The 26,002-nt window shown below is 63.6% G+C and carries 26 protein-coding genes; 14 read left to right on the top strand and 12 right to left on the bottom strand.

The genetic code is table 11. The features are described 5' to 3' along the window. The first annotated feature begins 26 nt into the window (after positions 1 to 26). From AC1DZE_RS15815 to AC1DZE_RS15805, 3 genes are read left to right on the top strand one after another with little or no spacing between them, the layout of a single operon-like run. A complete protein-coding gene (locus tag AC1DZE_RS15815) occupies positions 27 to 878 on the top strand; it encodes a uroporphyrinogen-III synthase (protein WP_477671294.1) in 852 nt (283 codons plus the stop codon). After that, a complete protein-coding gene (locus AC1DZE_RS15810) occupies positions 875 to 2,035 on the top strand; it encodes a uroporphyrinogen-III C-methyltransferase (RefSeq protein WP_477671295.1) in 1,161 nt (386 codons plus the stop codon). The genes AC1DZE_RS15815 and AC1DZE_RS15810 overlap by 4 nt, the downstream gene beginning before the upstream one ends. A gap of 23 nt (positions 2,036 to 2,058) precedes the next feature. Beyond that, positions 2,059 to 3,342, top strand: a complete 1,284-nt coding sequence (locus AC1DZE_RS15805) for a heme biosynthesis HemY N-terminal domain-containing protein (protein ID WP_477671296.1) — start codon at positions 2,059 to 2,061, stop codon at positions 3,340 to 3,342. 57 nt (positions 3,343 to 3,399) lie between these two features. On the opposite strand, the gene AC1DZE_RS15800 is transcribed toward AC1DZE_RS15805, so the two are convergent. The 10 genes from AC1DZE_RS15800 to AC1DZE_RS15755 all read right to left on the bottom strand — a co-directional run bounded on the left by AC1DZE_RS15800 (position 3,400) and on the right by AC1DZE_RS15755 (position 14,676). Next, positions 3,400 to 3,942 (bottom strand): DUF805 domain-containing protein, encoded by a 543-nt coding sequence (locus AC1DZE_RS15800; RefSeq protein ID WP_477671297.1) that lies wholly within the window; start codon positions 3,940 to 3,942, stop codon positions 3,400 to 3,402. A 65-nt stretch (positions 3,943 to 4,007) separates the two neighbouring features. After that, positions 4,008 to 5,375 (bottom strand): DUF58 domain-containing protein, encoded by a 1,368-nt coding sequence (locus AC1DZE_RS15795; protein ID WP_477672025.1) that lies wholly within the window; start codon positions 5,373 to 5,375, stop codon positions 4,008 to 4,010. A 10-nt stretch (positions 5,376 to 5,385) separates the two neighbouring features. Beyond that, positions 5,386 to 6,381: an AAA family ATPase gene (locus tag AC1DZE_RS15790; RefSeq protein WP_457279406.1), complete on the bottom strand. Its 996-nt coding sequence runs from the start codon at positions 6,379 to 6,381 to the stop codon at positions 5,386 to 5,388. Between the two features lie 13 nt (positions 6,382 to 6,394). Next, entirely contained in the window at positions 6,395 to 7,663 is a 1,269-nt protein-coding gene (locus tag AC1DZE_RS15785; protein ID WP_477671299.1) for a DUF4350 domain-containing protein, read from the bottom strand. Further along, positions 7,660 to 8,367, bottom strand: a complete 708-nt coding sequence (locus AC1DZE_RS15780) for a DUF4129 domain-containing protein (RefSeq protein WP_477700270.1) — start codon at positions 8,365 to 8,367, stop codon at positions 7,660 to 7,662. Before AC1DZE_RS15780 ends, AC1DZE_RS15785 begins: the two co-directional genes overlap by 4 nt. A gap of 71 nt (positions 8,368 to 8,438) precedes the next feature. Beyond that, a complete protein-coding gene (locus tag AC1DZE_RS15775; protein ID WP_477671301.1) occupies positions 8,439 to 9,194 on the bottom strand; it encodes a hypothetical protein in 756 nt (251 codons plus the stop codon). Beyond that, the gene (locus AC1DZE_RS15770) at positions 9,184 to 10,176 is read right to left on the bottom strand and encodes a stage II sporulation protein M (protein WP_477671302.1); all 993 of its coding nucleotides are present in this window, start codon (positions 10,174 to 10,176) and stop codon (positions 9,184 to 9,186) included. Before AC1DZE_RS15770 ends, AC1DZE_RS15775 begins: the two co-directional genes overlap by 11 nt. Beyond that, on the bottom strand, positions 10,173 to 10,889 hold the full coding sequence (locus tag AC1DZE_RS15765) for an RDD family protein (RefSeq protein WP_477671303.1): 717 nt from the start codon (positions 10,887 to 10,889) through the stop codon (positions 10,173 to 10,175). Before AC1DZE_RS15765 ends, AC1DZE_RS15770 begins: the two co-directional genes overlap by 4 nt. Before the next feature lie 16 nt (positions 10,890 to 10,905). Beyond that, complete coding sequence (locus AC1DZE_RS15760; RefSeq protein ID WP_477671304.1) at positions 10,906 to 11,415, bottom strand: RDD family protein; 510 nt, start codon at positions 11,413 to 11,415, stop codon at positions 10,906 to 10,908. A 141-nt stretch (positions 11,416 to 11,556) separates the two neighbouring features. Then, positions 11,557 to 14,676 (bottom strand): Rne/Rng family ribonuclease, encoded by a 3,120-nt coding sequence (locus tag AC1DZE_RS15755; protein WP_477671305.1) that lies wholly within the window; start codon positions 14,674 to 14,676, stop codon positions 11,557 to 11,559. A 622-nt stretch (positions 14,677 to 15,298) separates the two neighbouring features. Between AC1DZE_RS15755 and AC1DZE_RS15750 the strand changes: the two genes are divergently transcribed. From AC1DZE_RS15750 to AC1DZE_RS15730, 5 genes are all read left to right on the top strand, one after another. Further along, entirely contained in the window at positions 15,299 to 16,453 is a 1,155-nt protein-coding gene (locus tag AC1DZE_RS15750; RefSeq protein ID WP_477700269.1) for an RluA family pseudouridine synthase, read from the top strand. An 86-nt stretch (positions 16,454 to 16,539) separates the two neighbouring features. Continuing rightward, positions 16,540 to 17,064, top strand: coding sequence for a hypothetical protein (locus AC1DZE_RS15745; RefSeq protein WP_477672393.1), 525 nt, complete (start codon positions 16,540 to 16,542; stop codon positions 17,062 to 17,064). Between the two features lie 64 nt (positions 17,065 to 17,128). Next, the gene (locus AC1DZE_RS15740; protein ID WP_477672394.1) at positions 17,129 to 17,788 is read left to right on the top strand and encodes an HAD family hydrolase; all 660 of its coding nucleotides are present in this window, start codon (positions 17,129 to 17,131) and stop codon (positions 17,786 to 17,788) included. A 6-nt stretch (positions 17,789 to 17,794) separates the two neighbouring features. After that, on the top strand, positions 17,795 to 18,169 hold the full coding sequence (locus AC1DZE_RS15735) for a Rieske (2Fe-2S) protein (protein ID WP_477671309.1): 375 nt from the start codon (positions 17,795 to 17,797) through the stop codon (positions 18,167 to 18,169). 21 nt (positions 18,170 to 18,190) lie between these two features. Beyond that, the gene (locus tag AC1DZE_RS15730) at positions 18,191 to 19,246 is read left to right on the top strand and encodes a S49 family peptidase (RefSeq protein WP_477671310.1); all 1,056 of its coding nucleotides are present in this window, start codon (positions 18,191 to 18,193) and stop codon (positions 19,244 to 19,246) included. 76 nt (positions 19,247 to 19,322) lie between these two features. Here the strand turns inward: AC1DZE_RS15730 and AC1DZE_RS15725 are convergent, their stop codons facing one another. Together AC1DZE_RS15725 and AC1DZE_RS15720 are read right to left on the bottom strand one after the other, a co-directional pair. Further along, positions 19,323 to 20,090: an SAM-dependent methyltransferase gene (locus AC1DZE_RS15725; RefSeq protein WP_477671311.1), complete on the bottom strand. Its 768-nt coding sequence runs from the start codon at positions 20,088 to 20,090 to the stop codon at positions 19,323 to 19,325. Then, positions 20,087 to 20,734 carry a Maf family protein gene (locus AC1DZE_RS15720; protein WP_477672396.1) on the bottom strand — a complete coding sequence of 216 codons (648 nt, stop codon included), beginning with the start codon at positions 20,732 to 20,734 and terminating at the stop codon, positions 20,087 to 20,089. The genes AC1DZE_RS15725 and AC1DZE_RS15720 overlap by 4 nt, the downstream gene beginning before the upstream one ends. Before the next feature lie 58 nt (positions 20,735 to 20,792). On the opposite strand from AC1DZE_RS15720, the gene AC1DZE_RS15715 reads away from it, so the two are divergent. From AC1DZE_RS15715 to AC1DZE_RS15690, 6 genes are all read left to right on the top strand, one after another. Continuing rightward, a complete protein-coding gene (locus tag AC1DZE_RS15715; protein ID WP_477700268.1) occupies positions 20,793 to 21,314 on the top strand; it encodes a YceD family protein in 522 nt (173 codons plus the stop codon). A gap of 239 nt (positions 21,315 to 21,553) precedes the next feature. Further along, complete coding sequence (gene rpmF, locus AC1DZE_RS15710) at positions 21,554 to 21,736, top strand: 50S ribosomal protein L32 (RefSeq protein WP_007873878.1); 183 nt, start codon at positions 21,554 to 21,556, stop codon at positions 21,734 to 21,736. A gap of 88 nt (positions 21,737 to 21,824) precedes the next feature. Continuing rightward, entirely contained in the window at positions 21,825 to 22,940 is a 1,116-nt protein-coding gene (gene plsX, locus AC1DZE_RS15705) for a phosphate acyltransferase PlsX (protein WP_477700267.1), read from the top strand. Continuing rightward, complete coding sequence (locus AC1DZE_RS15700) at positions 22,940 to 23,917, top strand: beta-ketoacyl-ACP synthase III (protein WP_477671315.1); 978 nt, start codon at positions 22,940 to 22,942, stop codon at positions 23,915 to 23,917. The genes plsX and AC1DZE_RS15700 overlap by 1 nt, the downstream gene beginning before the upstream one ends. A gap of 44 nt (positions 23,918 to 23,961) precedes the next feature. Further along, on the top strand, positions 23,962 to 25,326 hold the full coding sequence (locus AC1DZE_RS15695; protein WP_477671316.1) for a sialidase family protein: 1,365 nt from the start codon (positions 23,962 to 23,964) through the stop codon (positions 25,324 to 25,326). Further along, complete coding sequence (locus AC1DZE_RS15690; protein ID WP_477671317.1) at positions 25,307 to 25,948, top strand: hypothetical protein; 642 nt, start codon at positions 25,307 to 25,309, stop codon at positions 25,946 to 25,948. The genes AC1DZE_RS15695 and AC1DZE_RS15690 overlap by 20 nt, the downstream gene beginning before the upstream one ends. Positions 25,949 to 26,002: the final 54 nt, after the last annotated feature.

The raw sequence follows: 26,002 nt of genomic DNA, 5'->3' as shown, positions 1-26,002 counted from the left end.
AGGCGCCGGTGCCTCCGGGTGGCACTATGACCCGCGTCATCGTGACGCGGCCCGAGCAGGATGCGCAGCACTGGGTGCAGCAGCTGCAGCAGGGGGGCTTTGCCGCCGAGGCCCTGCCGCTGATTGATATCGCCCCCGCTCTGGATACGGCCGCGCTGGAGGGCGTCTGGCAAACACTGGGCCAATACGCCGCCTGCATGTTTGTCAGCGGCAATGCGGTGGAGTACTTTTTCAAACAAAAAATGGCTGCAGCCCATACGGGACAAGCGCAAGTAGCTATCAATAGCATAGCGAATGCCGATACAACGCTGCCGGCTGCGCTGCGTTTTCTGGCGCCCGGGCCGGGCACTGTGACGGCTTTGGTAGCCGCCGGGGTTCCTGCCGGGCAGATCGATGCGCCGCCGGCCGATGCGGCCCAGTTTGATTCGGAAGCCCTGTGGGCCGTGATAGGCGAGCGCGACTGGCAGGGCAAGCGCGTGTTGGTGGTGCGGGGGGAGGGTGCTGCCTCGTCTGGGGCCACGGCATCTTCCGGCCGCGACTGGATCGCCCGCCAGTGGGAGGCTGCTGGTGCGCAGGTGGATTTTGTGGGGGTTTACCGGCGCCTTGCGTCTGTGCTCGACGAAACGCAACTTCAGCGCGCGCGCGCGGCCACCGTGGATGGGTCTGTATGGCTCTTCAGCAGCTCTGAAGCCGTGGCCAACCTGACGGCCTTGCCTGCGCTGGCCGGGGTAGACTGGCGCCGCGCCCGCGCGGTGGCCACGCATCCGCGGATTGAGGAAGCCGTGCGTGCTGCCGGTTGGGGTGTTGTTGTGGCGTCACGTCCTGCCCTGAAGGACATCAGGGACACACTTGCCTCGATAGAATCTCTTTATCCATGAGTGACAGCCCTAACGCCCAGCCTCCATCCTCCACGCCAGACAACGAGCCGGTGCTGGAACGCGCGCTGGTGCCGCTTCCCCCGCAACCCGTTTCGCCCGACGTCTGGGTGGTGCCGCGCAAATGGGCGTTTCTGGTTGCCGCGCTGGCGGCTGCGGGAATGCTGGTAAGCGGCTTGTTGTGGCAAAAACTCGGCAATATCCAGGAAGAGCTGGCCCGCCGCAGCATTGATTCCGGCGCGCAGGCCATTGAAGCGCGCACACTGGCGCGCCAGGCCCAGGAAGGTACGCGCGAACTTTCCGCACGGCTGGCCATCCAGGAAACCCGCATCAGCGAAGTCAGCCTGCAGCGCACCCAGCTGGAGGAGCTCATGCAGAGCCTGTCGCGCTCGCGCGATGAGAATCTGGTGGTTGATGTGGAGTCGGCCCTGCGCCTGGCCCAGCAGCAGGCCCAGCTCACCGGCAGCGCCGAACCGCTACTGGCCGCACTCAAGTCGGCCGACCAGCGCCTGTCGCGCGCCGCGCAGCCGCGCCTGAACCCGCTGCAACGCGCCATTGCCAAAGACATGGACCGCATCAAGGCCGCAACGCTGACCGACGTGCCGGTTCTCATGCTCAAGCTCGACGAACTGGTCCGCATGGCAGACGACCTGCCGGTGGCCAACGCCATGGTGGCAGCCGGCCAGCGTCCATTGCCCGCGGCGGCCGCGCCGGCTTCCGCGCCGCGCGCTGCTGCGTCGGCGGCATCTTCCGCCAGCAAGCCTTCCATGCTGGGATTCGACAAGCTGGCTCTCGATGCCTGGTCGCAGCGCACGCTGGACAACCTGCGCGAAGAAGCACGCAAGCTGCTGCGCGTGAGCCGCATTGACCAGCCCGAGGCCGCCCTTGTGTCGCCGGAGCAGTCGTTTTTCCTGCGGGAGAACCTCAAGCTGCGCCTGCTCAATGCGCGCCTGGGCCTGTTGTCGCGGCAGACGGATTCGGTGCGCGCCGACCTTGGTAGTGCCAATGCCTGGTTGGGCAAATATTTTGATGCCTCGTCCCGCAAAACGCAGGCCGCAGCGCAGTTGCTGGCCCAGGTCCAGGGCCAGCTGAAAACCAGCGAGCTTCCGCGCCTGGACGAAACCATGGCCGCGCTGGCCACAGCGGCCGCAGGCCGCTGAGCGGGAAAAGGCAGGAACCAGCAATGCGCGCCGCCCTCTGGCTTTTGGCCCTGTTTGGCGTAGCCGTTGCCGTGGCCCTGTTTACGGGCAACAACCAGGCCGTGGTTACCATCTTCTGGCCGCCGCACCGTGTCGATATTTCCTTCAACCTGATGGTGATGCTGCTGGCAGCGCTTTTCCTGGTGCTGTACCTGGCCTTGCGCGCGCTGTCGGCGGTGTTTTCGCTGCCGGCGGAAGCCAGGCGCTGGCGTGCCCAGCAAAAGGAGCGCGCCATGTACGGCGCCCTCATGGATTCTCTGGCGCATCTGCTGGCGGGGCGCTACATCCGCTCGACCAAGTCGGCACAAAATGCGCTTGCGCAGGCAAAGAGCCTGAACCTGCTGACCGACGAATCCGGCCATGTGACAGGCCACAGCACCAGCCGCGGCAGACAGTTGCGTTCGCTGGCCCATCTTCTGGTGGCCGAAGCCGCGCAGGCGCTCCAAAACAAGAGCTTGCGCGACCAGCACCTGCAATTGGCGTTGAAGAGCTCACGCCATGCGCAGGAAGTGCGCGAGGGCGTGCAGTTCCGTGCGGCTCGCTGGGCGCTGGACGACCGTGACGCGGGTGCGGCACTGGATTGGCTGGGCCAGCTTCCGCAGGGGGCATCGCGCCGCACGCTGGCCCTGCGCATGAAGCTGCGTGCCTCGCGGCATGCGCGGCACACGGCGCAAGCGCTGGAAACCGCGCGCCTGCTGGCCAAGCACCGCGCTTTTTCGCAGGCGGCGGCGCAAAGCATTGTGCGCGGCCTGGCCCTGGAGCTGCTGAACGATGCGCACGACCCCGCGCAGCTGCAGCAGGCCTGGTTCTCTCTGGATGACACCGAACGCGCCATGCCCGAGCTGGTGGTGCATGCGGCGTCGCGCCTGATGGCGCTGCACGGTGACCCGGAACTGGCCCGCAGCTGGCTGCTGCAGGTCTGGGACCGCACGATGCAGCCTCGCTCGGAGATCGGCGACAACCTGCGCATCAAGCTGATCAGCGTGCTCGAAACAGGCCTCGATTCGCTGGACGCGGCCTGGCTGGCCCGCATTGAAAACGCACAGCTCAGCCGTCCACGCGATGCCAACCTGCAATACCTGGCGGGCATGGCTTGCCTGAGCCGCCAACTCTGGGGCAAGTCCCGCCAGTTGCTGACGCAGGCGGCGCCGGCGCTTCAGGATGTAACGCTTCACCGCAATGCCTGGCGCGCCCTGGCGCTGCTGGCTGAGCAGCGTGAGGACGAGGCGGGTGCTGCGCAAGCTTACAAGCGCGCCGCGCAGATATAAGACAGGCTCTGAGCGCGCGCCTCGTTCCTGGCGGGCATGCCGCCCGCCGTGGCAGGCTTAGGGCTTGACCACCTGAGCCGCTTTGGCCCGCTGCACATAACCCTGGTAAGCCGGCAAAGCGATGGCGGCGATGATGCCGATGACCACGATGATGGGAAACATCAGGGCGCCGATTTTGACCAGCGTGGTGTTGGGAGGCGGAGGGGCGCCAAAGCGGTTGCTGCCCTCGGTTCCCGAATTGAAAATCCAGACCAATCCCACCAGGGGGATGAAGGCCAGGATCGCCGTCCAGCCGCTCCATCCCATGTCGTGGCTGCGCTGGATAGTCAGCAGGATGAGAAAAAGAAAATAGGGAATCATGACCACGAAACCAACGATGCCCGCTGCGGCGCCGGCGCCGGCAGCGCCTGCCAGCATGCTGAGTCCGAAGACGCCCACCAGCAAAAGCAGGTAACCCACAAAGGTGCGGGCCAGGTACCGCATGCGTCCGACGCGACCCCTGGCAGAGAACCACTTGACGGGTTGTGTATCTCCCTCACGGTCATACACATCAGCGACAGCTGCGCGCGGTGCGGCATAAGGATTCATGGCTTCAGACATTTCTCTTTCCCTCCTGTTGTTGAAAAACGAAGAATAACCGCTGCCGGGCTGAATGCAATGCCCGCTTACAGCAGGCCGGCGCGTTTGACCGCGTGGTAGCGGTTCACCAGCGAGACGGCCAGTTGCGTCGGCTCCACATCCATCGACAGCGGGTCATTGCCGACCACCCGCGCAAAGGCATCGCGCCGCGACTGCCCGAAGAGGTGGGCTGCCGCGACATCCACGGCATCCGCCGGGCTGGACAGCGCCTGGCCGGCGATGCGGCCAAGCACCCGCTCGCGCAGGCTCGCCACCAGGACGAGGTGCTTGCGGCGTAATAGTTTGAGCGCGGGACGCAGCTCAGCCGAATCCTCGTCGCGGAAGTTGGTGAGCACTATCACCAGTGCACGGCGACGTTGTACACGCAGCAGTTCCTGCGCCGCCATGAGATAGTCCGAATGCATGGCGCCGGGCTGGATGTCGTGCAGGCGGTTCATGAGGGCATTGAGTGTGGCGGCGCCTTTGCGGGGCGCAAAGTCACGCCGATGCCCGGGCAAACCGCCGAAAGTCATTGCGCCGACCTCGTCGCCTTCTTTCAGTGCGACATAGCTCAGCAGCATCAGCGCGTTGAGGGCCTCGTCGAAATGGCTGCTGCCGCGCAGCTCTTGCTCCGGGCTGCTTTCATCAGCGCGCATGCGGCGGCCGCAGTCCAGCAGGAAAAACACACACTGGTCGCGGTCGTCCTGGAATTCGCGCACGATGGGCCGCTGGTGGCGCAGTGTGGCCTTCCAGTCGATGTGCCGCAGGGAGTCCCCGGTTTTGTAATCAGCAAGCTGGCGGAAATCAGTGCCCAGCCCGCGCTGGACATAGGTTTTAATGCCGATCTGGGCGAGCCGCCGGTCACCGGAAAGCCAGGCATAGCGGGCCAGTGCGGCAAAGTTGGGATAGACACGCAGCTTCCCGGGCTGGCCTAGCGCCTGCTGCACCTCGAGACAGCCGCCGCGGGTGTGCCAGCGCAGCTGGGTCGTGCCGAAAAGGGCGACGCCGCGCTCTCTCGCGGTCACCGTGTATCGCAACTCGGCGCGCGAAGCCGGTGGCACGGTGACGGCCTGTGGCAGGCCTTCAAAGGTAAACCGCGGATCGACCTCATCGAACACCGTCACTGCCCAGGCCAGGGGGCCGTCATTGACCAGCGCCAGTGTCAGCACCGTTGGCACGCCCAGTGAAAAAGCGCCAGGCAGCGTGCGCTCAATGCGCAGCGGCGCTGTCCTCCACAGGCGCAGGCTGCGCCAGAGATCAAAAATGGCGCCTGCCAGCGCCGCCAGCAAGACGGCGCTGGCCAGTATCGCGACCCGGTCAACCGGCAAACCCCCGAGCAAGGCCAGCGCGGCGGCCGCCGTGATGCAAGCCAGCACCCTGACGGTCGTTTTTGCGGGGATCACCAACCAGCGCATGAGTTGCGGCCTAGAGACGGGGGGCCTGGACGCTGCCCAGGGCACTGCGCAGCAAGTCGTCAACACCCAGGCCTTCCAGCTGCGCATCGGGCGAAATCATCACCCGGTGGCGCAAGGCCGGCAGGGCCTGCCGTGCCACATCGTCGGGTGTGATGAAGTCCCGTCCGTGCATGAGCGCGCCGGCCCGTGCAGCCCGCACCAGGGCCATGGTGCCGCGCGGCCCTGCCCCCGACGAAAGGCCTGGCCAGTCGCGCGTGGCGCGGGCGATGCGGACCGCATAGTCAATGACCTGTTCGTGCGCCTGCACCAGGCTGGCCAGCCGCTGCAGTTCAAGCACCTGCGCGTCGTCCAGGCACGGCCTGACCGCATCAAGCGGCAACTGGTTGCCGGCACGCTGGCCGGTGGTCAGCTGCACGATCGCCTTTTCTTCAGCATGGCTGGGGAAGTCGATGTTGATTTTGAGCAGGAACCGGTCCAGCTGCGCCTCCGGCAGAGGGTAGGTGCCTTCGGTATCGATCGGGTTTTGTGTCGCCATCACCATGAAGGGACGGGGCAGCGGCATGGCCTTTCCTTCGAGCGTGACCTGGTATTCCTGCATCACTTCAAGCAAGGCGCTCTGGGTTTTGGCTGGTGCGCGGTTGATTTCATCCGCCAGCAGCAGGTGCGTGAACACCGGTCCCTGGTGTACCCGCAGCGTGCCGATGCCGGCTTCGCTCCGGGTCGATGGGTCCAGCACGGAATGACCCGTGATGTCCGAAGGCATCAGGTCGGGCGTGAATTGCACGCGGGCGTAGCGCAGGCTCATGGCTTGCGCCAATGCGCGCGCCAGCAATGTCTTGCCCAGTCCCGGTACACCCTCAATCAGGACGTGGCCGGATGCGACCAGCGCCACCAGGGTCTGGTCGACGGCTTCCGATTGGCCGACCACGGCTTTGCCGACCTCTTGGCGCAGGGTTTGCAGCGACTCGGCTGCGCGGCTCAGTTCTTCGTTGGGAATGAATGACATGGTGTTTCTCGGTTCAGGATGAAGGAGGAGATGAAGCGGCAGATGAGGCGCTGGGTGAGGCGCCGGGTGAAACGGGAGACGTGAAAGCTGTTGGCTGCCGCGTGTCGGGCCCCGTGGCGTCGAGGCGCCGGCGGGCGGTTTCGATCAATTCGAGGTCGGCGGCCAGCACGCCGGGGTTGCGCGACCTGACTGCCTGGGCGCGTTCCAGCAACAGGGCGTCCAGGCCGGTGGCGCGTGCGATCTCGACTGTGCGTTGCTTCGGATCAAGCTGTGAAAACCGGCGCAATTGCCGGGTGGCCGACTCGTGCAGCGCGCGAAGCTGCGCTGTATGCAAGGCCTTCGGCCCGTGCATATGCAGAAAACGCGCCGTACCGCGCACTTGCTCGGCCATCGAGCGCCGGTGAGCGCTTGCGGACGCTGCCAACGGCCCGAAGCGCACGCTGGCGCGCCACAGGGCCAGCGCCAGCGCCAGCAAGCCGAGCAACAGGGCGGCCCAGGCCTGGTGCCACAGCCAGGGCATGAAGGGCTCCCGGGCCTCTTCGGCAACAAACCAGAATTCAGTGCCGGCGCGCGCCTGCAATGCCGCGGCCGCCAGCTGCGCATTGTCGGCGCGCAGCAGGTTGCTATTGTCCAGCAGGTTCCATCCACCGAGCACGGTGACCGTGCCCTGGCCGACCTGCACGCGCACGGCCTCAGTGCCGGCCGTGCCGCGCAGGGACCACAGCGGTGCGGCCAGCCGATTCACCGGCAGGTACTGGGGGCTGAAATATGCGCCGCAGGCGCGATAGACACGGCTGTCGGCGTAGCTCGCGATGACCTCGGCGGGCTCTTCCAGCGCGCGGCAGTCCATGTCCTTGACGGGTTTGGCCAACGGGCGCGGCGGCATCGCGGGCGACTCCCACTTCAAGGGGCTTTGCTCCGTGACGGGTAGCCAGTCCTTTAGCGATTTATGGCCGGCCAGGAAGCCCGGGATGACCAGATGCCCACCCTGTGCCACCCAGGCACGCAGGCGCTGCGCGCGTTCAGGGAACAGGTCCCAGTTGCGCGACACCAGCACCAGCCGGGCTTGCGGCGGCGGCATGGCATCCAGGCTTTTGTGCCGCACGACCCGCGCACCCAGGGCGACCAGCAGTTTTTCGGTGGCGTAAAGCGGGTTGGTGAGGGCCTCACCCTTGGCTGGCGTGGGTGTGTCGACGTCCACCCATTCGGTGGCCGACATCAGCCAGGCGCTACCCGCCAGCAACAGCACGCCGAGCAGGATGAGGATCAGTCGGTCCCTCATGCGATGGCTTTCGCCGGGGCGATGGATGCGCCCAGCCGCGCGTCAAATTCGGCGCACAGCGCCAGCACGCCGGCCGTGGGCGGCAGGCGTCCGCCATAGGCCGCCAGCTGCCAGGCGGTCACCAGTCGCGCGAAAAACTCCAGCGACATGGGCGCCAGCCGGCCCTCGCTGAGAGCCACGCATTCGCCTTCGGTGCTGGCGTTCCGGATGGGCACCGCATGCAGGTGGACCAGGCGGGAAAGCGCGCCGCGGTAGAGCAGCGACAGCGCGGGCCGCCGCTGGCCGCGCTGCCAGAGCGACGCGACTTCGGCGCCCACATCGTCGGGCAGGCTTTCAGGCCGTATGTCCAGGCTGCCGATATGGCTGGGCAGGGGCGCCATCCGGTGCCGGCCGCCGCCGGCCCGCACCTTCACCCAGCGCCGTATGCCGACCACCAGCCAGGCCAGGGCCAGCGCGCCCAGCGCCCACACGAGCAGGCGCGCGCCCTCGGACACCTTGGCCACCAAATCCTTGAGCCAGTTGAGGCTGTCGCGATCCTTCTTTTTGTCTTCCGGCTTTTTGTCCTGGCTCTTGAAGCGCAGGGATTTTTCGCTCTTGCTGCTGGGCAGGTTGGGATCGGCACGAACCCGGTCGGCGGCCGATTGCACCTGCTGGCGCGAGGGCGGCTCGGCTGGCGCCGCAGCCGGGTTGGCCCACGATGACATACCCGCCATCACGACGCAGGCCGCGGCCCATCGCCATGAAAAGCACCTTGCGGCGGCGTGGCGAGAAGCCATCATGGCCGGCCTTTCGCCGCTGCGGGGGTGAAAGCACGGCGGAATTCCTGTTCGATGTCCCATGCCTCGAGTTCAACGCGCCGGTTCAGGTACATCGCAAATCCGGCGGCCACAAAAAAGGGCTCGATCAAACCGACGACGAAAGCGTACACCGCTGCAAAAAGCAGGCTTTGCGCCGAAGCCTCCGAGTCGAGCAGCCAACGCCAGACGTCTCCGAAGCTGCCTTCAGGAGCGAACCACAGCAGCGCCGACAGGATTGCGAGTTCGAGCGCGATCTCGACATTGGCAAAAATCATCTGCATGCCGGCGCCCGCACCACGGCGCCCGCGCAGCAATTGGTCGCGCCGCTTGCGCCTGGCGCCGCCGCGTTGGCCTTCGAGCTGATCGACGGCCTGCGTGAATGAACGCCAGGGAGACAGGCGCCGCCACAGCAGTGTCCGGAGCAACTGGCCGCCCCAGACCATCCCACGGCGCTGCCAGAGGTCGTTCCACCGCGTGGGCTGGCCGAACACCGCGCGTGACAGGATGAACAACAAGGTACGGTCAAACCAGGGCTTGAGCCAGAAAATCAACAGCCCGGGGAGCCAGCCGGCAAACTCCGCCGTGCACAGCACCAGCACGATGACGACCACATACATGGGCAGGAAAGTGCGCCAGATGGAATCGGCATGGCGGCGCACCAGTGCGACACCCAGGTCCGCGGCTTCGGCCATGGGCCGCGGCCGCAGTGCAACGGCGAGTGCATCAACCTGCATGGTGTTTTCCGGGGTCCGCGGGGACGGCGCGCGGCCTTCCCTGCCACCCGAGGTAAGCCAGCACCAGCGCCCAGCAGGCTGCGCCCGCACCATATTTCACAGCGGGCGTGACCCATCGCGCCGAAGACCAGAAGGCCTCGACGGCGGCAGCGATCAGCAGGAGGCCGATGACGCCGTAAATCACCACGATGGCGTGGCGGGCCGCCAGCCGGAGCGCCTCTAGCCGGGTATGCCGGCCCGGCGCGATCAGTGCATAGCCCAGCCTGAGTCCCGCGGCGCCCGCCAGCACGATGGCGGTCAGTTCAAAGGCGCCGTGGGTGATGACGAAGGAGCAGAAGTTCTGCCCGTGGCCGGCGGCGATCAGGTAGCCGCCGACGGCGCCTATCTGCACCCCATTGAACAGCAGCACGCCGGCGCTGCCGACCCCGCCGAAGATGCCGGCCGCGAAGCAGCGAAAGCCGATGCCGATGTTGTGCATGACGTAATAGCCGAACATCTGCCAGTCACCACCGGCGTCGCGGTTGCGCCCGAAGGACCTTGCACTGTCGCTGTACATGCCGTCGAACTGCTGCACTTGCGCCGCGTCCATCAGGTGCAGGATGAAACCGGGGTCGCGGTAAGTCGCCAGGCCGGCAGCCAGTAGCGGCAGCACGAACAGCAGGAACGCCACCAGCAGGTAGGCCCGGTGCGCGCGTACGGCTTGCGGGAAGTCAACCAGCGCCAGCCGTCCAAGGCGCGCCAGGCCGTAGTCGTGCTGCCGGTAAATCAGCCGATGCGCGCCTTGCGTCAATGTTTCGAGCCTTTGCGTCAGGTGAACGGGATAGGCGCGAGCCTGCGCCAGCGCCAGGTGCTCGCAAACACGGCGGTAGAGGGTGGCCAGCCGCGCACCGTCGAACTTGCGCTGGGTTTCGGCGATACCGATCACCGTTTCGAGTTCGGTCCAGAGGGGCGCATACAGGGCTTCAAATTGCAGAGGCGTCATCGGCGCGCGTCTCCTTCACGCCGGCCCATCAGCCATTGCGCCAGCCCGAGCAGGCGTTGTGTGGCGCTGCTGCCTGGCACACCTGTGCCAAGCACGGGCTCTGCCAGCGCTGCGAGTTCGCCGAAACGTTCAGGGGTTAATCGCGTTGCACGGCCGGCCCAGGAGAGCACCGAGGCCTGTTCGGTCGCGGATAGCGGCCGTGCGGGGGCCAGCGGATCAGCCAAGGGAACATCGCCATGAAGCTTGACTGATTCGCTAAACACCACAAGGGTGCCGGCGGCCAGGTCACCCAGCCGTTTGCTGTCGCTGCGCCAGAGGACGCAGAGCAGTCCGGCACCAAACAGCGCCGGCATGAAGTCGGCGGCCCGCAGGAGGTTGCGGGTCAGCGAGGCGGCAGGCGTTACCGGCAGGCCGGAATCCATCACCACACGCAAGCCCATCGCGCGCTTGCCAGGGGTGGCCGCGGCGCGGGTCAACTCGAACACCACGGGATAAAACCACTCGAGGCCGAAGTAGGTCACCAGCAGGATTGCCGCGCCCGCCTTGCCCATTGCTCCGACCACTACGGCCACAGCGATAAACAGGCAGGACCGTATGGCCAGGTCAATCAGGTAGGCTTGCCCGCGTGCCACGATGCCGGCGGGCCGTAAGGACAATGTGATGCCCTCCGGTGTTTCGGCCGTGTACAGCGTGTCGAGGCGCGCGGTTGTCACAGGGCTGGGCTGCCTGTCAGATCTTGAAGACCACGGTGTCCGCAATCTCGTCATGCAGGCAGCGACGGGATTTCCGGAAAATCATCAGGCAGTCCAGCAGGGAATAGACCCACAGGACGACCACCATGATGCTGGCCGCGAACCCCGCGCCATATCGGAGGGCCAGGCGCTTGACGGAAACGGACTCTCCCGAAGGTCGGGCAATGCGTATCTTGAGCAAGACCTTGCCAATCGTCTGGCCCCGTGTCGCGAGCAGGTAGCCGTTGAGCACAAGAAAAATCAGGGCGCCGACACCCATGCTCACCAGATCGACGGACCACATGTCGCGTCCTTCCGTGTTCCAGGGATTGAAGGGCGTCAGTACCGACACCAGCCAAAGGAAGAGGGACTGAATAACAGCGTCGAGCATCACGGCGCAAAATCGCCGCATGCGACTGGCCAGCTCAGGCCCCTCTGACGCCGCGACCACGTCGTCTACGCTGGCCTGCGGCGGCGCATAGCGCGCATCGTGCTGCGGATTGTCCATCGTCCTCTCCCCATGCCTATTTTGTTGGGTTGATTCTAGGGCCTCTTAACGACATTGCTGCAAGATAGGAAGGACGTAAAAAAGGCCCGCATTTGCGGGCCTTTTGGTGAGGTGCCGCTTATGCGGCAGAGGTCGGCGCGTTTACTGGCCGGCCGATTGTTCGAAAGGCAGCTTCACAGCGCCGAGATCGCGCCTGGTCTCGACCAGCACCAGCGGGCCTTCGTCGGCGACCACCAGCGGTGGGCGCTCACGCGGTACGTGGACCGGCTTGGCTTCGGCGGCGATGGCGGCTTTGGCTTCGGCGATCTTGGCGGCATCTGAGTTGACCCACTGCAAGCCTGAGGACTGGGCGACCTGAACCAGGTCCTGCAGGGGCAAGTCGTAAGACTGAACCTTGGGCAGGCTGGCAGCAACCGGCACAGCGGCTGGCGCCGGTGCGGGGGCAGGAGCTGCTACGGGTGCGGCAACGGCTGCTGGGGTCACGTAGGCTGGAGCCAGTACAGCAACCGGAACGGCGGCAGCCACCGGTGCTACAAATTCAGGAGCTGCTTGCGCACGCTGCTCTTGGGCTTGCGGCTGATTAGGTTCCGAAAATTCGGCTTGCCCGCTTGCCTGTCCGGCTTCTGCAGGTTGCTCGCTGCGCTCACCGTTTTCGCCGCGTTCGCGGCGGTCACGGCCATAGCGGTCCCGGCTGCGGCGTTCGCGTGGCTGGCGTTGGTCTTCGGCCTGGCCGTTTTGTGCAGGGGCGATCACATTGCCGGCATCGTCCAGTACGGGGGCTGCCGCTACGGCTTCAGGATTGAAGCCGGCGCTGCCTTCAGCGGCAGCATTCTGGCCTTCGGCGCCTTCAGGGCGGTCTGTGCGGCGGTCGTTGCGACGGCCGTTGCGGTCGCCGCGGTCACGGCGGCCTTCACCACGCTCTCCACGCGGTTCACGGTTGCCTTGTGGGCGTTCGCCGTCTTGCGGTGCGCGTTCCTGGCGCGGCTCGCCGGCTTCACCGCCCATGGCGGCTGCCATGGCGGCCTGGTTGGCCAGTGCGAGGTCCTGCTCGACGGAGTCGCGCTGAATGCGCTCACCACCGCGCTCGCCACGTTCACCGCGCTCGCGGCGGCCGCGGCCTTCGCGGCTGGGGTTTTCGCTGCGGGGCTGGTCGCCGGCATTTTCAGGACGGCTTTCGCCGCGGGCTTCACCGGCTGGGCGTTCCTGGCGGCCGGCTTCGTTGCGGCCTTCCGGGTTGCGTTCGCGGCGCTCGCCGCCACGGCCTTCATTGCGGCCTTCGCCACGGCCCTGGCCCTCTGGGCGTGGTTCGCGTCCTTCGCGGTTTTCGCCTCGGCCTTCACCGCCGCGTCCTTCGCTGCGGCCACGCCCACCGCGGCGGCCGTCGCGGCCTCCGCGTTCGCCGCCACGGTCCGAACGCTCACCGCGTCCATCGCCACGGCCATCGCGGCTTTCACGTCGGCCTTCGCCGCGCTCGTCTTTTTTCACTTCTTTGGCGGCAGGTGCCGGGGCTGGCGCTTCCGCGCCGCCGAAAAGGCTCTTGATCCAGCCGAAGAAGCCTTTTTCTGCGGGTGCAGCTGCTACCGGGGCAGGGCGGCGCGACTGGGGCTTGGGAGCCGCCTGTGGCGCCACTTCCGGCTTGGGCGGCGCGATCGGCGCAGGTGCATCGGGCAAGACGCCCTTGATGATGGGCTCCTGCTTGTTGTGCTTTTCCTGGCTGCGGCGCGTGACGGTGGTCGGATCCTCGATTTCGTCGGCCATCTTGTAGCTGGCGGCGATGTTGTCCAGGCGCGGGTCGTCGTGCTTCAGGCGTTCCAGGCGGTAGTTGGGGGTTTCCAGCGTCTTGTTGGGAACCAGCAGCACGTTGATACGCTGCTTGACTTCGATCTTGGCGATCTCGGAGCGCTTTTCGTTCAGCAGGAAAGACGCCACGTCGACCGGGACCTGGCACAACACCGAGGCCGTGCTGTCCTTGAGGGACTCTTCCTGGATGATTCGCAGGATCTGCAGTGCCGAGCTTTCGGTGTCGCGGATATGGCCGGAGCCGCCGCAACGCGGGCAGGGGATGGACGCGCCTTCCGACAGGGCGGGGCGCAGGCGCTGGCGGCTCATTTCCATGAGGCCGAATTTGCTGATGGTGCCGAACTGCACGCGGGCGCGGTCTTGCCGCAGCGCGTCGCGCAGGCGGTTTTCCACGTCGCGGCGGTTGCGCGACTCTTCCATGTCGATAAAGTCGATGACGATCAGGCCGCCCAGATCGCGCAAACGCATCTGGCGCGCCACTTCGTCGGCGGCTTCGAGGTTGGTGCGGGTGGCGGTTTCTTCGATGTCGCCGCCCTTGATGGCGCGGGCGGAGTTGACGTCGACCGACACCAGTGCTTCGGTATGGTCGATCACGATGGCGCCGCCGGAAGGCAGCTGCACGGTGCGGGCGTAAGCCGACTCGATCTGGTGCTCGATCTGGAAGCGGCTGAACAGCGGCGCGTCGTCGCGGTAGCGCTTGACGCGGTGCTCGTGCTCGGGCATCACGTGGGCCATGAACTGGCGGGCCTGCTCGTAGACGTCGTCGGTGTCGAACAGGATGTCGCCGATGTCGCTGTTGAAGTAGTCGCGGATGGCGCGGATCACGAGGCTGGATTCCTGGTAAATCAGGTAGGCGCCCTTGCCGCCCTTGCCGGCGCCGTCAATCGCGGTCCAGAGCTTGAGCAGGTAGTTCAAGTCCCACTGGAGCTCTGGCGCGCTGCGGCCGATACCGGCGGTGCGCGCAATGATGGACATCCCGTTGGGATATTCCAGCTGGTCCATGTTTTCTTTGAGCTCGGCCCGGTCTTCGCCCTCGATACGGCGGCTGACGCCACCGCCGCGCGGGTTGTTGGGCATCAGGACCACATAGCGGCCTGCCAGGGAAACGAAGGTGGTGAGAGCCGCGCCCTTGTTGCCGCGTTCTTCTTTTTCGACCTGGACCAGCAGTTCCTGGCCTTCACGGATCACATCGTTGATGCGCGCCTGGTTGACGGGCACACCCTGGGCGAAGTATTGCTTGGAGATTTCCTTGAACGGCAGGAAGCCGTGGCGGTCTTCGCCGTAGTCGACGAAGCAGGCTTCGAGTGAGGGCTCGACGCGGGTGACGACGGCCTTGTAGATGTTGCCCTTGCGCTGTTCGCGCCCTTCAATTTCAATTTCGTAATCGAGGAGTTTTTGTCCATCGACGATCGCCAGACGGCGTTCTTCAGCCTGTGTGGCGTTTACCAGCATCCGTTTCATGGGTAGCCTTCCTTATCGTTCTTCGTTTTGATGTCATGTCTTGAACATCAATCACATGCCCAAAATGGGCCAACGACGCCGGAGGGACGCAGTGCGAACTGGAGGAATTGCCGGAGAGCTTTTGACAGCGCGCGGCCGACCGAAGTGAATCGGTCAGCGACGTGGTCTGGGCGTAGGCGCGTGGATGGAGCGAGCAGGGGTCAAACGGGTGGATGCTACAAAAAGAGTAGCTGCTTGCGCCCACTGTACAAGGGCTGGCGGCTGATTTATGCCAAAAGCAGGGCCCACGAATGTCGTGAGGCGCCGCAGGCACATATAAATCAGACTGACCAGTGTTGTCATCAGAGGGCTACCGTTAAGGACTTGATCTCGACTGGATCCGCATGCAGCCTGTTGTTCATGACTTGGGCTGCACACATGGTATTCCGTAGTGTTGTTCGCAAAACGTCGACTCTTCTACCGTGCAAAGACGCTCGCCGCGAGGTGCCTGGCACTCGTCGCTTGCGGGCAATTGCCGGCGTGGGCATCGACCTTCCAGCGAGGCTGCTTGTTTGCCTTTTCAGGGCCGGGGACTTGCGTGGACTAAACTCCAGACAAATCAACCACTTACAGCGCATCGCTAGTGAAACACATTATAGGGTCAGCAAAGGGCTTGGCAAGGAAACCCGGGAAAACACCGGTATGGCCGCCCGCAGCCGTGTCCGCGCCCACCCCGGCACCATCCATTCCACCGGCGGCGGCCCCGGCCTCGCCGCAGGCCACGCTGGTGACGGTAGATGAAGACTATGCGGGCCAGCGCCTCGACAATTTCCTGATCCGCCAACTCAAGGGCGTGCCCAAAACCCATGTCTACCGCATCATCCGAAGCGGTGAAGTGAGGGTTAACAAGGGCCGGGCGCAGGCCGATACGCGGGTGGAGACCGGCGACATCGTGCGCCTGCCGCCGGTTCGCACCTCTGAGCGGGCCGGGCAAAAGGCCGAGGCCATGGCCCAGGAAATCGCCCGCCACGGCGCGAGTTCGACTACGGGCGGCTATGCGCCGTCCCGCGAATTCCCGATTCTGTTTGAAGACGACTTTGTGCTGGCCATCGACAAACCGGCCGGTGTGGCTGTGCACGGCGGCAGCGGCGTGAGCTTCGGCGTGATCGAACAGCTGCGCATGGCCAGGCCCGAGGCTGACTTTCTGGAGCTGGTGCACCGGCTGGACCGCGAAACCAGCGGCATCTTGCTGATCGCCAAGCGGCGCATGGCGCTCAAGCTGCTGCAGGAGCAGTTCCGGGAGCGTGAAACCGACAAGGTCTACCTGGCGTTGGTCGGCGGCGACTGGCCGGCCAATCACCGCGTGATCGACAAGGCGTTGCACAAGTATTTATTGCCCGATGGCGAGCGGCGTGTGAAGGTGGTGCCCAACGACCACCCCGACGGCATGCGTTCGGTGACGCTGGTCAAGGTCAAGTCGGCTTTTCCTGCCAGTCCGCTGGCGCCCGCAACGCCCTTCACCCTGCTCGAAGTCACAATCAAGACCGGCCGCACGCACCAGATCCGCGTGCATCTGTCCAATGAGGGGCATCCGATTGCCGGTGACGACAAATACGGAGACTTTGAACTGAACCGGGCGCTGCAGAGGTCCGCCCCGGGCACGGCATCGCTCAAACGCATGTTTCTGCACGCCTGGAGCCTGAAATTTAACCATCCCAAACTGCGCAAGGTCGTGCACCTGCAGGCGCCTTTGCCGCCTGAGCTGCAGCAGTTTTTGCCGGCGCAGGTTTCCACATGATTCACAGGGGCCATGAAGCGCCTGGCTCAAACAGTGCAGCCAAGCCGATACGGGGAAGGTTCAGCGGCCTGGCCGGAACAGTGCTGATGTTTGTTTTTTCCGGTCCTGCCCTGTACGGTGTGGCGTATTACCTGGTGGCAGGTGAGCTTGGGCGCGGCGAATTCCGGTGGAGCGAAGTGCCCTCGGTCATCTTTTGGCCGCTTCTGACGGAATTCATGTTCTGGGTGTCGTGGGGGAATGTTGAAACGATGCTTCTGTTTCCGCTCCCCACCCTTTTGGCGGCCGCGGTTTTTTGGCTGTTGAACAGGCGTGTGGTGCCTTCCTTGAACGCCGTGTCTGCGTTTCGTTTTGTTGTTTCCAGATCGGCAATCTGCCTGGTGGTTTGTGTGTGCGCTTTTGTGACCTTGAATCCAGGGACAGTGACGCAGGGATGGGATGCACTGTATTTTTACAATCCCCACAACCGGCATCCGTTCGACGACTCAGGGTGGGGGTTTCTTGAAAACTATGGACCGCTGTTCCATTTGACGGTGCTCGACCTGACAAGCGTCTTGTTGGGCGCAATTCACGGGTTCTCGTCGTGGTGGCTCCGTAAAAGCCGGAACAACTGACGCCTGCATTTCAATGTATGTCCATGTGCGCGCATAGGCAGGCCTTCCCTAAGACAATATCTCCATGCAAACCCGAAATTTCGATCTGATCGCTTTCGACTGGGATGGCACGCTGTTTGATTCGACCAAAATCATCGTGCGCTGTATCCAGGCCGCGGTGCGTGATGTGGGCGGCACGGTCCCCACCGACAAGGAAGCCGGCTACGTCATCGGCCTGGGCCTCATGCAGGCGCTGGCTCATGCCGCGCCTGATGTACCCCCCGAAAAGTATCCCCAACTGGGCGAGCGCTACCGCCATCACTATGCTGCGCATTACGACGACCTGAGCCTGTTTGAGGGCGTGCTTCCCCTGCTCGACGCCCTGAAAGCGCGCGGTCACCTGCTCGCGGTGGCCACCGGCAAGTCGCGCCGCGGCCTTGACGAAGTACTGCGCACCGTAGAGCTCAAGGGCGTGTTCGACGGATCCCGCACGGCTGACGAGACGGCAGGCAAGCCCGATCCGCGCATGCTGCATGAGCTCATGGCGGAGTTTGGTATTCCCGCGGGGCGCGTGCTGATGGTGGGCGACACCACCCATGACCTCCAGATGGCGGTCAATGCTGCTTGTGCCAGTGTGGGAGTGAGTTATGGCGCGCATGAGCCGGACACATTTACCGCGCTGTCGCCGCGCCATGTCGCGCATTCGGTGCAGGAACTGCACGACTGGCTGCTGGCCCACGGGTAGTTTTCGATGACGTCCACGGAACCCCGGCAAGCTTTGTGCAATAGCCGCGACCTGCTTGAAGGCGGGTTGGCAGTGCCGTTCGACGTCATTTATGCCGGGCAGACCTGCCGCGCCTTTGCGGTCCGTTACGAAGGAATGGTCCACGCGTATCTCAATCGCTGCACCCATGTCGCGATGGAGCTGGACTGGCAGCCCAACCGGGTGTTTGATACCGGGGGGCAGTGGCTTTTATGCGCCAGCCATGGCGCCGTTTACCGTCCGGATACCGGCCTGTGCGCCGGCGGGCCTTGCCAGGGAGGGCTGGTCAAAATCGAGCTTTCAGAAATTGAAGGGGTTGTTTATTGGCATTCTGCTTACAACCTTAAACCGCTACAGTTCTAATACCTCTCTAAACTATCGCCCATGAACGACCCCCATCGCCCCGACCCTCCCATGGACTCTGATTCGCTGCGCGAATCGGATTTCCGGCCCAACCAGCCGGAATCCCTTCCGCCTTATCCCCAGGCCAGAAAATCCGCCGTTGACCCTTCCGCCCCCGGCTGGGAGCGCGCGACGCTTGAGAAACTGGCTTTTGCTGCGCTCAACGAACAAAAAGCCACGCGACGCTGGAAAACCTTTGTGCGCCTGTCCTGGCTGGCGTTTTTCATCGCTCTGGTATGGATGGCACTGCACCGCGGCACGCCTGCCAGCGATGCGACTGTTCCGCACACGGCCGTGGTGGAAATAAAGGGTGAAATCGCCGCGGGCGCCGACGCCAGCGCCGAGTTCGTCAACGCTGCGCTGCGTGCCGCCTTTGAAGACGAAGGCGCCAAGGCGGTTGTGCTGCTGATCAATTCGCCGGGGGGCAGCCCGGTGCAGGCCGGCATGATGAACGACGAAATCCTGCGCCTGAAGGCCAAGCACAAGAAGCCGGTTTACGCTGTGGTCGAAGAAACCTGCGCCTCCGCCGCTTATTACATCGCTGTTTCGGCCGACAAGATTTACGTCGACAAGGCCAGCATTGTGGGCAGCATCGGTGTACTGATGGATGGCTTTGGCTTCACAGGCCTGATGGACAAGCTGGGCGTGGAGCGCCGCTTGCTGACGGCCGGCGAAAACAAGGGATTCCTTGATCCGTTCAGCCCGCAAAGTGAAAAACAAAAGGTCTTTGCACAGGCCATGCTGGACCAGATCCACCAGCAGTTCATCGCGGTGGTCAAAGCCGGCCGCGGTAAACGCCTGAAGGAAACGCCCGAGATGTTCAGCGGCCTGTTCTGGAGCGGCCAGCAGGCGGTGGAACTGGGCCTGGCCGACCAGCTCGGCAACCTTGAGTATGTGGCCCGCGAAGTGGTCAAGACCGACGAGATCATTGACTACACCCGTCGCGACAATGTGGCCGAACGGTTGGCCAAGAAGTTTGGCGCGGCGATGGGCGAAGGCGCAATGAAGGCCTTCAAGGCGATTCCGGCGCTTCGCTAGGACGACCTCTTGAGAAGGTGATGGCCCTTGCCAAAAAGCCCGCTTCGCGCGGGCTTTTTTGTTCCTGTCTGGCGCTCTAGCGGCCGATACAGAAAACGGTTGGCAATTCCAGTGGTGCCTGGAGTTTGTCGCGTTTCCAGCCGCTGACCTGCGCGCTGCGGGACCAGCCTTTGGTCATCGTCAGGCCGCAGCTCAGCGCCAGCCGGGTGTTGCCCTGCAGTGTTTGCAGCAGCGACTGGAACAAAGCCGCATTGCGATAGGGTGTTTCGATGAAGAGCTGGGTCTGGCCGGATTTGAGTGCCAGGGATTCCAGTTCCCGGATACGCTGGACGCGCTCGGCCGGTGCCTGCGGCAAGTAGCCTGCAAACGCAAAATTCTGACCGTTCAGACCGCTCGCTGCCAGCGCCAGCATCAGCGACATCGGGCCCGTCAGCGGCACAACCTCCAGCCCCAGGTCATGGGCGGCGCGTACCACCGAGGATCCGGGATCGGCAATGGCAGGCATGCCGGCTTCGCTGACCAGGCCCATGTCGCGGCTTTCCACGGCCGCCATCAAAAGGGGGCGCGCGTCGAAGTTGCCGGTGTGGTCGCCTTTTTTGTGAACCTCCCGTGGCAGCTCCTGGATTTGCTGCGACTGCAGCGGCGTGCTGAGCGGCTGCAGCGCGTCGATACGCTTGAGGTAGGCGCGCGTGCTTTTCGCGTTTTCGCAGATCCAGCAGGAGAGCCTGGCGGCGATTTGCACGGTGCCCAGCGGCATGACATCCTGCAGAGGGGCAAGGTCGTCGCAGCCGAAGTCAAGCGGTGCGGGCACCAGGTAAAGTTTCCCTTTTGTTGCGCCGCTCATGGCTGGCTCCCGCGGGCTGAAAGCAACTTCACGCCTGCGGCTTCGATGAGCCTGCAGGTGCGGATCAGCGGCAAGCCGATCAGCGCAGTCGGGTCGTCATTGTCGATCGATTCAAGCAGCGCGATGCCGAGGCCTTCGCTTTTGGCGCTGCCCGCGCAATCGTACGGTTGCTCGGTGCGCAGGTAGTTTTCAATTTCGTCATCCGTCAGCGCGCGGAATTTCACCCTCACTGCGGCCAGACTTTGCGCTTCATAACCGCTGTCCAGGCACACGACGGCCACAGCCGTCTGAAAAATGACGGTTTGCCCTCGCATCCGGCGCAGCTGGATGACGGCGTTTTCGTGGGTGCCCGGCTTGCCGAGCGGCTGGCCGTCGAGGTCTGCAACCTGGTCGGAACCGATGACAACCGCGTCGGGAAATGCCTTGGCGACAGCCCGGGCCTTGGCCAGGGCCAGCCGCTCGGCCAGTGGGCCAGGGAGTTCGCCGGCATGGGGCGTTTCGTCCACGTCGGGCGCGACCACCTCAAACGGGATATGCAACCGCTGCAGCAATTCCCGGCGATAGCGGGAGGTCGAGCCCAAAATCAGGGGGCGGTTTTGCCCGGTGTGTCTGGAGATTGCGGCAGGGTCGGAGACAGGATTCATGCCTTGATTCTCTTACACTGCACACATGTCCAGATCCCTGCAGCCCAACCGACTCAACATGACCGCTTTCGCCCAGGATGGCGTGGCGCTTTCCGAGACTACTTTGCTACGAAATATGGAGCGCCTTGCGCACGAAGCGCAAGGGTTGCAGGCTGATTCGGCAGTGAAATGGCAGGCGGTCGGCGAATTGCGCCCACGCCCGGGCGTTGAAGACGACGTATGGTTGCATCTGACGGCTGAGGCCGTTGTGCCTTTAACCTGCCAGCGCTGTATGGGTGTGGTTGCCACACCTGTAGAGGTGGACCAGTGGTACCGCTTTGTGGCCAATGAAGACATTGCCATGGCCGAGGACGACCAGTCTGAAGAGGATTTGCTGGTGATGGAGCCCCAGTTCGATTTGCTCGCTGTGCTGGAAGATGAATTGCTGATGGCCCTGCCGCTGGTGCCCATGCACGAGGTGTGTCCTGTCGCGCCCAAACTGCAGGCGGGCGACCTTGGTGACAATGCAGATTCGGTGGACGAGGGTAGTGAAAAACCCAATCCCTTTGCGGTTCTGGCGCAGCTTAAAGCAAAAAAGTAGTAATTTAGAATTACATATTTCTCAGGTAAAGCTCCTGGATTTGTCGGCATTTCACCAGTCGCGGGTTGAGGTGATGAAATTTCTCTCGCATCGAGCTATAATCAAAGGCTTCGCGTACCAATGCGGTGAATACGGTGACATGGCGTTTAGACCGCCTTGGGCCGATATTCAGGTCCAGCTGTCTGAACTCGGATTTTGGTGCGTAATTTACCAACCTTACACCCCATCAGGAGCGGATCATGGCCGTCCAGCAGAACAAAAAGTCACCTTCGAAGCGCGGCATGCACCGCTCGCACAACGCACTCACCGTGCCAGGCATTGCCGTGGAATCCACCACCGGCGAAACCCACCTGCGCCACCACATCAGCCCTACCGGTTTTTACCGTGGCCGCAAGGTGCTGAAAACCAAATCCGAAGCGTAATTCCACGCTTTGAGCATGGGCCCGCACTCATCCTGCGGGCCTTTCTTTTGTCTGAATTCCACTCTCTCTTGACTGCACCGGTCGCCCCATGATCAGGATCGCTGTCGATGCCATGGGCGGCGATATCGGTCCAGCCGTCACGCTCCCGGCCAGCCTGGCATTCCTGGATGGTCATCCGGATGCTGCTGTGGTGCTGGTCGGCCAGCCTGAAGTCCTCGCCGGGCACCCGTTGTACCCCCGCCTTCAAGCCCATCCGCGCTGCCAGATCGTTCCGGCCAGCGAGATCGTCACCATGGACGATCCCATCGAGATCGCCTTGCGGCGCAAGAAGAACTCCTCGATGCGGGTCGCGATGAACCAGGTCAAGGATGGTGTGGCCCAGGCGGCCGTGTCGGCCGGCAATACCGGCGCCTTGATGGCCATTGCCCGCTATGTCCTCAAAACCCTGGAGGGCATAGACCGTCCGGCCATTGCTACCCAGCTGCCCAATGCCCTGGGCGGCGCCACCACGGTGCTGGACCTGGGTGCCAATGTCGACTGCACCGAAGATCACCTGCTGCAGTTTGCCGTGATGGGATCCGCCCTTGTGGCAGCCATCGCCAGCAACCCCACGCCCAGTGTCGGCCTGCTCAATATTGGCGAAGAGGCGATAAAAGGTAGTGAAATTATAAAAAAAGCCGGCGAATTGTTGCGTTCTGCGTCTAATTCCGGTGATTTGAATTTTTACGGGAATGTCGAAGGTAACGATATTTTCAAGGGAACGACCGATATCGTCGTCTGTGACGGTTTTGTGGGCAACGTCGCGCTCAAGGCTAGTGAAGGTCTTGCAAGCATGATCGGCGGCTTCATAAAAGCTGAGTTTTCCCGCAATGTTTTGACAAAAATTGCGGCCATCATTGCTTATCCGGTGCTAACTGCGTTTAAAAATCGGGTTGACCACAGGCGATACAACGGCGCCGCCCTGCTCGGTCTTCAAGGTCTGGTTTTCAAAAGCCACGGCTCAGCGGACGCCTTTGCTTTTGAGACGGCGCTGAATCGGGCTTATGATGCGGCTCGGAACAATTTGCTTGAGAGAGTGCGCGAACGCATAGCCCATGCGGCCCCTTTGCTGGTGGCAGCGCAGGCGGCGCCCCCTGCTGGTGCGCCTGTCGACACCTCCTCAATGCCAGTTGACTCAGCAGTCTCAACACCGGCCACTTATTAATGACCCGTTACTCACGCATCACCGGCACCGGTAGTTATTTGCCGCCGCGCCGACTGACCAATGCCGAATTGGCCGCCGACCTGGCGACCCGGGGTGTAGAAACCTCCGATGAATGGATTGTGGAGCGCACCGGCATCCGGGCCCGCCACTTTGCCGCGTCCGACGTGACCAGCAGCGACCTGGGTGTAGAAGCCGCCAAAAATGCCCTGCAGGCCGCGGGTCTGCAGGCTGCCGATATCGACCTCATCATCGTGGCGACCTCGACCCCGGACATGGTGTTTCCCTCGGCAGCCTGCATTTTGCAGAACAAACTGGGCATCGCCGGTTGCCCGGCCTTTGACGTGCAAGCTGTGTGCAGCGGGTTCGTCTATGCATTGACCGTGGCCGACGCCATGATCCGCACCGGTTCGGCCAGCAAAGCGCTGGTGATCGGCGCTGAAGTGTTCTCGCGCATCCTGGACTTTTCAGACCGGACCACCTGTGTGCTTTTTGGCGATGGCGCCGGCGCCGTGGTGCTCGAAACCTCGGACACGCCCGGCATTCTTGCCAGCGACCTGCATGCCGACGGCAGGCATGTCGGCATCCTGTGTGTGCCGGGCAATGTCTCGGGTGGTCAGATCCTGGGCGACCCCTTGCTCAAGATGGACGGTCAGGCGGTGTTCAAGCTGGCTGTGGGTGTGCTCGAAAGCGCCGCGCGCGCTACGCTGGCAAAAGCCAACATGACCGATGCCGACATCGACTGGCTGATTCCACACCAGGCCAATATCCGCATCATGCAGAGCACGGCCAAGAAACTGAAGATGCCACTCGAGAAGCTGATTGTCACCGTCGACCAGCATGGAAACACCTCCGCGGCTTCTATCCCGCTCGCGCTGGATGTGGCCGTGCGCAGCGGCAAGATCCAAAAAGGCGACACACTCATGCTCGAAGGTGTGGGCGGCGGCTTTACCTGGGGTGCGGTGCTTCTCAACTATTGAGTGGCTCCCACCCATCTGCCAGGCTTTCACAGACAGGTGGGCATTTGAATTTCAGACCGTCCGGTGCATGGGATCGCCTTGCAGCAGCCTTGCTGGTGCTGGCTTTCGTCCTGGCTGGGTGGAAAATCCTGCAGCGCCCACCGGCCACCCCTTTTGCGGCATTGCCGTCCAGCCCTTCAGCTGATGCCGTCAAGTCCTTGCCTCGCGCGGGCTTGCCGGCACAGCAACTTTCGCCGGACGGCCGCTTTCGTTTTGATGCGCAATTTGTCTCATCTTCTCCCGGCCAGGCTGTGCATGCAGCTTCCCTCGTGGAGTTGCGCGATGGTCGCTTGCGCGCGGTCTGGTTTTCGGGCTCGCGCGAAGGCGCGGGGGATGTCACCATCCAGACCGCGGTGATGGACCCCGCCAGTCTGCGCTGGAGCGCGGAAAGCACGCTGTTCAACCGTCAAACACTTCAGCAGGGCCTGTGGCGCTATGTCAAGAAACTGGGCAATCCGGTGATCGCCCGCGCGCCCGATGGTTCACTCTGCCTGTGGATGGTCAACGTTTCGTTGGGCGGATGGGCGGGCAGCTCTATCAGCTGGGCGCGTTCCACGGATGAAGGCGCGACCTGGAGCATGCCACGCCGCCTGGTGACGTCGCCCTTCCTGAACATCAGTACGCTGGTCAAAGGAGCACCCGTCAGCTTTGAAAGCGGCGAGACCGGCTTGCCGGTGTACCACGAGTTCGTCACCAAATTCGGAGAAGTGCTGCGTATCAACGCTCTGGGCCAGGTCGTCGACAAAGTTCGCGTTCCCGGTAGTCGCACCGGTCTGCAGCCGGTTGTGCTGGTTTCGGGGCCAGAGAAGGCGCAGGTCTACATGCGCTCAGGCAATGCCACGGCGCTGATGGCTTCAGATACCACGGATGCCGGCAAGACCTGGTCGCGCGCGCATGCAAGCACCTGGCCCAATCCGGACTCCGCTGTGGCCGGCGTCATGACGAACATCGGCACGCAATGGTTGGCCCTGAACCCGGCGCCCCGAAATCGCGAAATGCTGGCCTTGTTGCAAACGGCGGCGGGCGGCTCGTTTGACGGGCTAAGCCCATGGATCGTCGAATCGTCCGCCAACCCGCAGTTGCGCACGTCCCTCATCGACTATGAGCGCCTGCTGACTCAGGAGCTCAAAGCCCGCGGCGCCAGCGACGGCGAAGCCCAGTCCTATGTAGCCAGTGCCCGGCGCCAGTTGTGCGGAGACCAGAGCTGCTCCCAGGAATTTTCTTATCCTTACTTGCTGCAAACCCGCGACGGCTACCTGCATCTCGTCTATACCTGGCATCGCACGCGCATCAAGCACGTGCGGCTGGATCCCCTGCAAACCCTCCAGGCCGCGCAAGCGGCGACCGGCCATGCTTCCTCCGGCAAATGATCTGATCGCCTTGTTCGGCATCAACCTGGTGCTCAGCGCCGGGTGTCTGCGGCTGCTGAGCTGGCGGCATGGCGCCACGCTGTGGCGCAAGTTTGCTACTGCCGCGGTGTTTGTACTTCTGTGGTGCCCGGTGGGGCCGGCCCGTTTACCGCTCGTGGCCTATGTGCGCGGCATCAGCTCGGACCTGAGCATTTCTTTGGTGGCACTCGCCTGTCTTGGCATGTACCAGCGCCTGTCGGGCGTCCGCTTGACGGATACCCGCGAGTGCATGCTGGTGAGTGTTGTCCTTGCTGTGGGCGCATTGTTCTTGTACCCGTTGGCCCTGGGCTGGGGTGACTGGGATGCCTACCGGCTGGGCTGGGGTTCGCCAGTTCTCTGGGCGGTGCTTCTGGCGCTGTCGCTGGCATGCTGGGCCAGGGGATTTCGTTTGCTGCCCTTGCTGATCGCTCTGGCTTTACTGGCCTGGGCTGCGGGGTCGCTGGAGTCCACCAATTTGTGGGACTACCTGATAGACCCCTGGCTGGCCGTTGCGGCTATCTATCAGTGCGTCAAATCGGCTGTCGGATGGGGTTTTGCACGGCTGCGTGGTGCGCACAATGGCGCTATACCGTCGTCAGTCTGACAGACTGTGCTTCAAAAAATGACTGTTCATCTTCTTAAAATGCATGCGGATGCT

This window comes from Polaromonas sp. P1_F1 (genome assembly GCF_056405795.1).
The sequence above is the reverse complement of the archived record's forward strand: the minus strand, read 5'-3'. Positions and strand labels throughout refer to the sequence as shown.